The sequence below is a fragment of the Caloramator sp. ALD01 genome (assembly GCF_000472625.1).
Classification (GTDB): Bacteria; Bacillota; Clostridia; order Clostridiales; family Caloramatoraceae; genus Thermobrachium; species Thermobrachium proteoclasticum.
This window is the reverse complement of the sequence record NZ_AXAA01000049.1, coordinates 1-10213: the sequence shown is the minus strand read 5'-3', so window position 1 is coordinate 10213 and position 10213 is coordinate 1. Positions and strand designations below refer to the sequence as shown.

Sequence of the window (10213 nt, the reverse complement as noted above, 5' to 3'; positions counted from 1 at the left end):
CGCTCGACTTGCATGTGTTAGGCACGCCGCCAGCGTTCGTCCTGAGCCAGGATCAAACTCTCATGTTATAACCTAGCTTCTTATTTGGTACGTTCGCTCTCGCTGTTCAGTTTTCAAGGACCGTCATTCAACATATCTTATTTTATAACACTTATTTCATTTTGTCAACAACAATTTTTATTTTTTATTTTTTGTTTCCTTGTCGCTGACAGTTATATATATTATCATTTAAATCTTTTTCTGTCAACACCAATTTATTATTTTTTTATAGCTTATCATAATTTATTTTATCAATAAAATAATACAGGCTGTTGAAAAAGTTATATATTAATTAGCCCCATGAAGGATTTCTTGGGCATCGATTCATTTCGCTAAGCAATTCTAAGCTTTTCTTTGTTTGAAAAAGTCCTACCCTCGCGATGCCATCGTCCTGATGGCCGCTCGGCTCGGCACGTCCTGTGCCAAATTACGGACTTTTTCAAAGTCGAAAAGCAATAATTGCTAAAGCTCATGAAATATGCCATTTTGAAATCCTTTCATGGGGCTTTTTTCATACTTTAGCTAACGAACAGGTTTGTCAACAATCTGAATTATTTTATCATTAAAATAATATCTTAGTTATAAATTCTCACCAAATGTAAAAAGAGCAGACATTCAAATAGAATATCTACCCTTATTATTAATTATTCTTCTTCACTATCTTCATTTATTATTTTTGCAATAGACACAATTCTTTGGTCTGCATCAGTTTTCATTAAGGTAACTCCCATTGTATTTCTACTCGTTCTTGAAATCTGTGCTATCTCTAATCTTATTATTACTCCATTACTGTTTATAAGCATTATCTCGTCTTTGTCTTTTACCGTCTTTGCTCCAACTATACGTCCAGTTTTTTCTGTTACCTTATATGTTATTAACCCTTTTCCACCTCTATTTTGTATAGAGTATTCTGTACATGGAGTTCTCTTTCCATATCCATTTTCACTAACAACAAGTAAATCAGCGTCTTCTTCAAATACATCCATAGCAACAGCTACGTCATTATCTCTTAATGTAATTCCTCTAACCCCTGCTGCTGTTCTTCCCATACATCTTACATCGTTTTCTTCAAATGTAATTGAATATCCGTTTTGAGTTACTATTGTTATTTTACTATTTCCATCAGTTAACTTAACTCCAATTAGTTCATCATCAACCTTTAGGTTTATAGCATTTAATCCACTTCTTCTAATAGAGCTAAATTCACTTAATGCTGTCTTTTTAACAATTCCATTCTTAGTTGCAAAGAATATAAACTTATCTTCATCAAATTCTTTTATCGCTATAACTGCTTGTATTCTTTCTCTTGGGCTAAAAGGTAAAATATTTACAATATTTGTACCACGGGCAGTTCTTCCTGCTTCTGGTATTTCATAGGCCTTTAATTTATATGCTCTTCCTAAGTTTGTAAAGAATAGTATGTTATTATGTGTTGAAGTTATAAATATATTCTCTACAAAGTCATCTTCTCTTGTTGTTATACCTTGAATACCTTTTCCACCTCTTTTTTGACTCTTATAAGTATCAATTGGTATTCTCTTTACATATCCTGCATGAGTGATGGTTATTACAACTTCTTCCTCTTGAATTAGGTCTTCTATATTTATTTCCTCAGTGCTATTTATTATCTTTGTTCTTCTTTCATCTGCATATTTTTGTTTTATTTCAATTAACTCATCCTTTATTATATTAAGAACTAATCTTTCGTTTGCAAGAATTTCCTTTAATCTATTTATTGTTTTGATAAGCTCCTCATATTCTTGCTCTATTTTATCCCTTTCAAGACCTGTAAGTCTCTGTAATCTCATATCAAGTATAGCTTGAGCTTGTTTTTCCGAAAGCCCAAATCTTGACATAAGCCCACTTCTTGCTTCATCAACCGTCTTTGACCCTCTTATCAAATTAATAACCTCATCTATATGATCGAGTGCTATTTTTAAACCTTCTAAAATATGAGCTCTTGCTTCTGCCTTATCTAACTCATATTGAGTCCTTCTTCTAATAACAACCTTTTGGAATTCTAAATAGTGTGTTAAAACCTCTTTTAAATTAAGTATTTTGGGTTCTCCCTCTACTAATGCAAGCATTATTACACTAAAGGTATCCTGCATCTTTGTATGCTTATATAATAAATTTAAAACAACATTAGGATTTGCATCCCTCTTTAATTCAATAACAATTCTCATACCTTCTCTATCTGATTCATCTCTTAAATCAGATATACCTTCTATTTTCTTATCCTTTACAAGTTCTGCTATATCCTCAATTAACTTGGCTTTATTAACTTGATATGGTATTTCTGTAACTATTATTCTATGTTTTCCCTTTTCTTCTTCTATTTCAGCCTTTGCTCTTACAGTAATTCTTCCTCTTCCTGTTTCATATGCTTGTCTTATTCCCTCTTTACCTAATATTACACCTGCTGTTGGGAAATCTGGACCCTTTATCTTAGACATTATGTCTTTAACTGTAGCTTCAGGGTTATCTATTAATACAACAAGCCCATCTATAACCTCTCCTAAATTATGAGGTGGTATATTTGTTGCCATACCAACAGCAATACCTGATGAACCATTAACTAAAAGATTTGGAAATCTTGAAGGAAGAACTAATGGTTCCTTTTCTGTACCATCAAAGTTATCTATAAAATCAATTGTATCCTTGTTTATATCCCTTAAAAGTTCCATTGAAATTTTTGAAAGCCTAGCCTCTGTATAACGCATAGCAGCTGCCCCATCACCATCAATGGAACCAAAGTTTCCGTGTCCATCAACTAAAGGATATCTCGTTGAGAAATCCTGAGCAAGTCTTACCATTGCATCATAAACCGCACTATCACCGTGTGGATGATATTTACCTAAAACATCCCCAACGATTCTGGCTGATTTTCTATACTGTTTATCAGGATATAATCCTAATTCATGCATTGAATATAAAATTCTTCTATGAACAGGCTTCAACCCATCCCTAACATCTGGAAGTGCACGACCTACAATAACACTCATTGCATAATCGATATAACATTTTTTCATCTCATCCTTTATATCGACTGAAACAATTTTTTCTCTTCTATCTTCCATTTTTTCACCTCATTATATGTCAAGATTTTGAACCTTCTTAGCATTTTTCTGTATAAATTCTCTTCTTGGTTCAACCTTATCTCCCATAAGTATAGTAAATATCTCGTCTGCTGCTACTGCATCCTCTATTTCAACCTTAAGAAGTGTTCTTGTTTCTGGGTTCATAGTTGTTTCCCAAAGCTGTTCTGCATTCATTTCACCAAGACCCTTATATCTTTGTATTTCGACATTATCTCTTCCAATTTCATTAAGTTTCTTTTCAAGTTCCTTATCTGAATATGCATAATGAATCTTTTTATTCTTAGTTATCTTATAAAGAGGTGGCTGTGCAATATACACGTGTCCTTCCTCTATAAGAGGTCTCATATATCTGTAGAAAAATGTTAATAGCAATGTTCTAATGTGTGCACCATCCACATCGGCATCTGTCATTATAATTATTTTATCGTACCTAATTTTGCTTATATCAAATTCATCTCCAATTCCTGCCCCAAAAGCTGTTATCATATTTCTTATTTCTTGATATGATAATATTTTATCTAATCTCTGCTTTTCAACGTTCATTATTTTTCCTCTAAGAGGAAGAATAGCTTGGAATCTTCTATCACGTCCACCCTTTGCTGAACCTCCTGCTGAATCTCCCTCAACAAGATATATTTCACAAAGCTTTGGATCCTTTTCTGAACAATCTGCAAGCTTACCTGGAAGAGAGGTTGAATCTAATACAGATTTTCTTCTTGTTAATTCTCTTGCTTTTCTTGCTGCTTCTCTTGCTCTTTGAGCCATTATACATTTTTCTAATATGATCTTTGACACATGAGGATTTTCCTCTAAAAAGGCTGCAACTTTATCTCCAACAATTGTATCAACAACACTTCTAACCTCAGTATTACCAAGTTTAGTTTTTGTTTGACCTTCAAATTGAGGGTTTGTTATTTTTACCGATATAACTGCTGTCAAACCTTCACGTGTATCTTCTCCTGCTAAATTTTTATCATTTTCTTTAAGGAATCCATATTTTCTTGCATAATCATTAATAACCCTCGTAAGTGCTGTTTTAAATCCACTTACATGAGTTCCACCTTCAGGAGTATGGATGTTATTTGCAAAGGAAAATATGTTTTCGTTATAGCTGTCATTATACTGAAGTGCTATTTCAACTATTACATCATCCTTTACTCCCTCTACATATATTGGTTCTTCACTTAAAACCTCTTTATTTCTATTTAAATATTTTACAAACTCTTTAATTCCACCTTCATAATGGAATTGTTCTTCCTTTTCTTCCCTTTCATCCTTTAAAGTAATACTAATTCCCTTATTTAAAAATGCAAGTTCTCTAAATCTTTGAGCTAAAGTATCATAGTCATATTCTAATTCTTCAAATATTTCAGCATCTGGTTTAAAGCTTACTGTAGTTCCTGTACTATTCGCATCTCCTACTACCCTTAAATCACAAACCACTCTACCTCTTTCATATTTTTGGTAGTATTCTTTACCATCTCTTCTAACCCTAACTTCAAGCCATTCTGACAGGGCATTAACTACCGAAGCACCAACTCCGTGCAATCCCCCAGATACCTTATATCCTCCGCCTCCAAACTTACCACCTGCGTGTAATACCGTAAATACAACTTCAACTGCAGGCTTATTAAGTTTTGGATGTATATCAACTGGTATACCTCTACCATTATCTACTACCGTTATTGAATTATCCTTATGTATAATAACCTCAATATTGCTACAATATCCTGCTAATGCTTCATCTATTGAGTTATCAACTATTTCATAAACCAAATGGTGAAGTCCCTTAGGTCCTGTACTACCTATATACATACCAGGTCTTTTTCTTACAGCCTCAAGCCCCTCAAGAACTTGTATCTCATTTGCACTATACTGCTGTACATTACTACTCATTCTTTTCACCTCTTCTTATAGTTCATTCAAAAAGCCTGTTCTTTTTACCAGAGTAAGTGAAGATATTGGAGAAAGATAAATTATACTTTTTTTATTTCTCTCTGTTAATACAAAGGATTTTGGTGGATCATCTGTAATTCTTGTAACAAATCCTTCTTCTTCTGCTATCTTTAAAAAATTTCTTGTATCAGAATTGAAGGTAGAATTTATATCGAAGATAGCAATAACTTCACTTAAAGGAATTACTACATTTTCTCCTAAATGAAGAAACATAAAAAAGCCTCCCTATATCAAAATCATATTTATTATAAATCTAATTCATAAAATAAACAACATTTTTTACTCTAATCGAACAATAGTTCCTTTATTAACTTCAAAAATACTTTTTTCGGCAAATTTCTTAATATCTATATCCTTAATACTTGTACAAGTTATAATTGTTTGTATATCCTTCAAGGAGTTAAGTAAATAAAATTGTCTTTTAGGATCAAGTTCTGAAAGTACATCATCAAGAAGAAGTACCGGATACTCTCCTACCTCTGCCTTTACAATTTCAAGTTCAGATAATTTTAAAGAAAGTGCTGCCGTTCTTTGTTGACCTTGAGAGCCAAAATTTCTAACATCTATCCCATTTATAAATATGGCCAAATCATCTCTATGAGGACCAACCAAAGTAAATCCCTTTTTTATATCATCTTCAGTATGTTTAATATAATAATCAAGTAAATTTTCCTTGATTTCCTTAGTTGTTGTATTAAAATTTATATCACTTCTATATAAAACTTCAAGTTCCTCTTTACCATCTGTAATTTTTCTATGTATAAGTCTTGCTATTAAAGTTAGCTTTTTTATAAATTCAATTCTATTTTGAATTATTATGCTCCCATAGTCAGCAAGCTGTTCACTAAATATTTCCAGTGTAGCCCTGTTAGAAGGGGAAAACATCAATGTTTTTAAAATATTATTTCTCTGCATTAATACCTTATTGTATTGATTTAATATATAATAATACTTTGGTCTTATCTGACTTAATTCGTTATCTATAAATCTTCTTCTCAAAGAAGGTCCTTCTTTTATTAACTTTAAGTCTTCAGGTGAAAAAATTACTGTGTTTAATGTCCCTAAAACATCAGTTGATTTATTTACTTTAACTCCATTCAACTTCATCTGCTTTTTTCCATCTATATCAAGCAAAAACTCCAATTTATAATTACCCAAATTTTTTACTACATCTGCCTTAATATATGCTTTATTTTTATTCCAAGATATTAACTCTCTATCTTTATTTGTTCTATGGGACTTTAATGCACTAAAAAAATACATTGCTTCTAAAACATTTGTTTTACCCTGTGCGTTCTCTCCAACAAATATATTTATTTTATTGTTTAATTTAAGTTCAAGTTTTTCATAATTTCTGTAATTTATAAGTTCTATTGCATCTATATACATAATCCCACCTATACCACCTTAAAACTTCCTACACCTTCAACTTCAACTATATCTCCCTTATAAATTTTCTTACCTCTATTTAAAACAACTTCACCATTAACCTTAACATCTCCATTTTGAATTATAAGTTTAGCAAAGGCTCCTGAATCTGCAATATTAGCCCATTTTAATAACTGGTCTAATTTTATATACTCTGTATTTATAGATATTTGTTCCATTTATTTAACCTCCTCAATTAAAGATAAAAAGCAAGGGGACTATCCCCCATTGCTTTCTTAATCTTATTCTTCAACTAATCTAACAGGTAATACAAGGTATATATAATCATCAGAATTACATTTTTTAACTACACAAGGGCTTACATTTGTAGTAAATTCTAAATAAATTTCATCTGAATCTATTATTCTCAAAACATCTAAGAAATACTTTGAATTGAAGGCAATTTTTAAATTTTCACCCTCAAGTTCAATATTAACTTCCTCATAAACTTTACCCAATTGTGAGTTTGAAGTTATTATCATATTAGAATCCTTTATGTCAAATTTAATTAAATTAGTCTTTCCTTCTCTTGCAAGCAGAGATGCTCTTTCTATACTATCTAAAAGTTCATTTCTATTTACTTTAACCTTTAGTCTATACTCTTCAGGAATTATTTGCCTATAATTTATAAACTCGCCATCTAACAATCTTGATATTACTTTAGTATTTCCAAGGTTAAATAATATATGATTTGGTGTAAAAGTTATCTTTGCCTTTTCATCTGTTGTCTCAAGTATCTTTGATATTTCATTTAAAGTTTTTCCTGGTATTACAGCACTTATTTCATTCTCTGAATCTATATCATACCTTTTTAATGCTAATCTATATCCATCTAATGCAACAAAGCTTAATTTTCCATCTTTAACTTCAAATAAAACTCCTGTAAGTATAGGTCTTGTTTCTTCCTGTGCTATAGCAAAAATAGTTGAACGAATCATGCTTTTTATTAAATCTTGTGAAATTTCATACATGGAATTTTCGTTTATTGTTGGAAGTTTAGGAAATTCATCTGGATTATTTCCTAAAAGCACGAATTCAGACTTTTGACAAGTTATATATACATTATTATTTTCCATTTTAATTATTATTTTGTCGTTTGGAAGTTTTCTGATGAATTCTCCAAATAACTTAGAGTTAACAACTGTTGCTCCTTCTTGATAAACTTCTGTTTCTATAAATGTTTCTATACCAAGGTCTAAATCTGTTGCAGTAAAGGTTACCTTATTATCCTTTGTTGCCCTTATATGAATTCCTTCAAGAATAGGGTAAGTTGTTTTTGTTGAAGTTGCCTTTTGAACTGTATTTATTGCTTCCTGTAATAATTCTTTTTCACATATAAACCACATAAGTAAATCCTCCTTTTATCCACAGTGGATAATTTTTTATTATAGATAGAGGTTATAAACAATAATTTAGTAGTAATAGTAATAGGTGCTGTTGATATGTTGATAACTACGTTAAAGCAAGAAAGAAGAATAATTTGATAAAAAAATAATTTGTGGATAAGTTGATGAAAACATCTTAATTTTATCCACATTATAAAGAGATTAAAAATTAAAATACAACTATCCACAAATTATAAACTTCAATTATTAACATGTGTGAATTATTTCTGATGGATCTTTTTAATTAGTTCATCTATTGTTTCCTTTAGAGCATCATCCTTTTCTAAGTCCTCAGATATTTTTTCATATGCGTGTATTACAGTTGTATGGTCACGTCCACCAAATTCTTCTCCAATTTTAGGTAGAGATAAATCGGTTAGTTTTCTTGCTAAATACATAGCAATTTGCCTTGGATATGCAACATTTTTAGTCCTTCTTTTTGATTTAAAATCGTCTATTCTAAGATTGTAGTAGCTTGCAACTACGTCTTGGATTAGTTCAACTGTAATTTGTTTGTTGTTTTTATTGGATATTATGTCCTTTAGAACATCTGTTGCAAGTTCTACACTTATTTCTTTATTTGAAAGAGAGGCAAATGCAACAATTCTAATTAATGCACCTTCTAACTCTCTAATGTTTGATTGAATTTTATTTGCAATATAAACCATAACTTCATTTGGAACCTGTAGGTTTTCCATATCAGCCTTTTTCTTTAGAATTGCTATTCTTGTTTCAAAATCTGGTGGCTGTATATCGGCTATAAGTCCCCATTCAAATCGAGATCTTAATCTATCTTCTAATGTTGGAATTTCCTTTGGTGGTCTATCGCTTGAAATAATTATTTGTTTGTTTGCTTCATATAGTGCGTTGAATGTGTGGAAGAATTCTTCTTGGGTTCTTTCTTTGCCTGCAATGAATTGTATATCGTCAATTAAAAGAACATCAACGTTTCTATATTTATTTCTAAATTCAACATTCTTATCATCCTTGATAGAATTTATAAGTTCATTAGTAAATTTTTCAGAGGACACATAGACTACTCTTGCTTTAGGATTGTTGCTTAAAATGTAGTGCCCGATTGCGTGCATCAAGTGGGTTTTACCAAGACCAACGCCTCCATATATAAATAGAGGGTTATATGCCTTTGCTGGAGCCTCTGCTACAGCTAAAGATGCAGCATGTGCAAATCTATTACTATTTCCAACCACGAAGGTATCAAAGGTATATTTTGGATTTAATGTAGATGTTGCAAGCTCATCATTTGCTTGATTAGGTTTAGTTTCAATACTTGATTTATTTGAAGAAGTTGCTTCATCAATTTTTTGGGAAGTACTATCTAATTCTTTAAATACATCGTCAGTTTCCAAAACAAATTTTATTTCGTATTTTTTAGAAGCAACTAATTTAAAGGCATTACCTATTAAATCTTTATACCTTGCATCTAATATGTTTTTTGAAAATTCGGTTGGAGCAAGTAAATAGAAGGCATCCTGCGTCAACTTTATGGGCTTTAAAGATTTGATCCATGTATTAAAACCTACTTCTGTAAGTTCTGTTTTTACTATATTTAAAGTTTTTTCCCAGAGAGAATAGATGTCTGTGCCCATAATAAACCTCCTGTTCTAAGTAAATTTTTTGTAATAATTAAATCGAAAAATATATATTAACAGAGTTATTCACAATTTAATAATTAAAAAACAGTTGTTGACAAAAAAATAAAAAGATATTCACAGAATGTGAAAAAGTATTTTATTTTTAAAATAGGGTTTAAATTATTCACAAAATAAAATCAACACAATTAACAAACAGAAACAATAGATTTTTTAAAGGTTTATAGTAAAAAACAAATAAAAATTCAACAAGTTATACACAGGCTTATCCACAGAATGTGAATAACTTTACATAATCCACAAAAAATAAACAAAAACACATAAAATTATCCACATTGTATTAATATATTATCAAAATAATTATTCACAGGCAATAGTTATCCACAAAAAACACATATGTGAATAAAAAATTATCAACAATAACAGAGATTTCGCACTTGAAAATTTTTAGGGTGGTAAGTCCGTTGATTTATAAGGGTTAAGAAATAGTAAGTAGAAATTAGGTATTTTCCGATTTTTACTGGAAAATATAGAGAAAAAATTTGCATAAAGAAAGCATCCTTTTTATAATAGTTTTGCCACAAACAAACATAAAAAGGATGCTGATGAAATGAACAAAAGTTATTTAAAACAAATGCTCACTTACTTTTCTAAAGTATATCATCTTGGAGAAAAAATCAATACCTTAAATAAA

General features: G+C 30.6%; 7 protein-coding genes and 1 rRNA gene. All 8 read right to left on the bottom strand.

All coding sequences use genetic code 11. The features are described from left to right. Nucleotides 1-68: ribosomal RNA gene (locus A3M9_RS0111740) — 16S ribosomal RNA — on the bottom strand; the annotation flags it as partial. Nucleotides 69-683: 615 nt separating this feature from the next. Further along, nucleotides 684-3119 (bottom strand): DNA gyrase subunit A, encoded by a 2436-nt coding sequence (gene gyrA, locus A3M9_RS0111735; protein ID WP_027309369.1) that lies wholly within the window; start codon nt 3117-3119, stop codon nt 684-686. A 12-nt stretch (nt 3120-3131) separates the two neighbouring features. After that, nucleotides 3132-5036 (bottom strand): DNA topoisomerase (ATP-hydrolyzing) subunit B, encoded by a 1905-nt coding sequence (gene gyrB, locus A3M9_RS0111730; RefSeq protein ID WP_027309368.1) that lies wholly within the window; start codon nt 5034-5036, stop codon nt 3132-3134. A gap of 15 nt (nt 5037-5051) precedes the next feature. Then, complete coding sequence (gene remB, locus A3M9_RS0111725; protein ID WP_027309367.1) at nt 5052-5309, bottom strand: extracellular matrix regulator RemB; 258 nt, start codon at nt 5307-5309, stop codon at nt 5052-5054. Between the two features lie 66 nt (nt 5310-5375). Further along, nucleotides 5376-6485 (bottom strand): DNA replication/repair protein RecF, encoded by a 1110-nt coding sequence (gene recF / locus A3M9_RS0111720; RefSeq protein ID WP_027309366.1) that lies wholly within the window; start codon nt 6483-6485, stop codon nt 5376-5378. Nucleotides 6486-6493: 8 nt separating this feature from the next. After that, nucleotides 6494-6703, bottom strand: coding sequence for an RNA-binding S4 domain-containing protein (locus A3M9_RS0111715; protein ID WP_027309365.1), 210 nt, complete (start codon nt 6701-6703; stop codon nt 6494-6496). Nucleotides 6704-6766: 63 nt separating this feature from the next. Next, complete coding sequence (gene dnaN, locus A3M9_RS0111710; RefSeq protein ID WP_027309364.1) at nt 6767-7870, bottom strand: DNA polymerase III subunit beta; 1104 nt, start codon at nt 7868-7870, stop codon at nt 6767-6769. A 260-nt stretch (nt 7871-8130) separates the two neighbouring features. After that, nucleotides 8131-9516, bottom strand: a complete 1386-nt coding sequence (gene dnaA, locus A3M9_RS0111705) for a chromosomal replication initiator protein DnaA (RefSeq protein WP_027309363.1) — start codon at nt 9514-9516, stop codon at nt 8131-8133. Between the last annotated feature and the right edge of the window lie 697 nt (nt 9517-10213).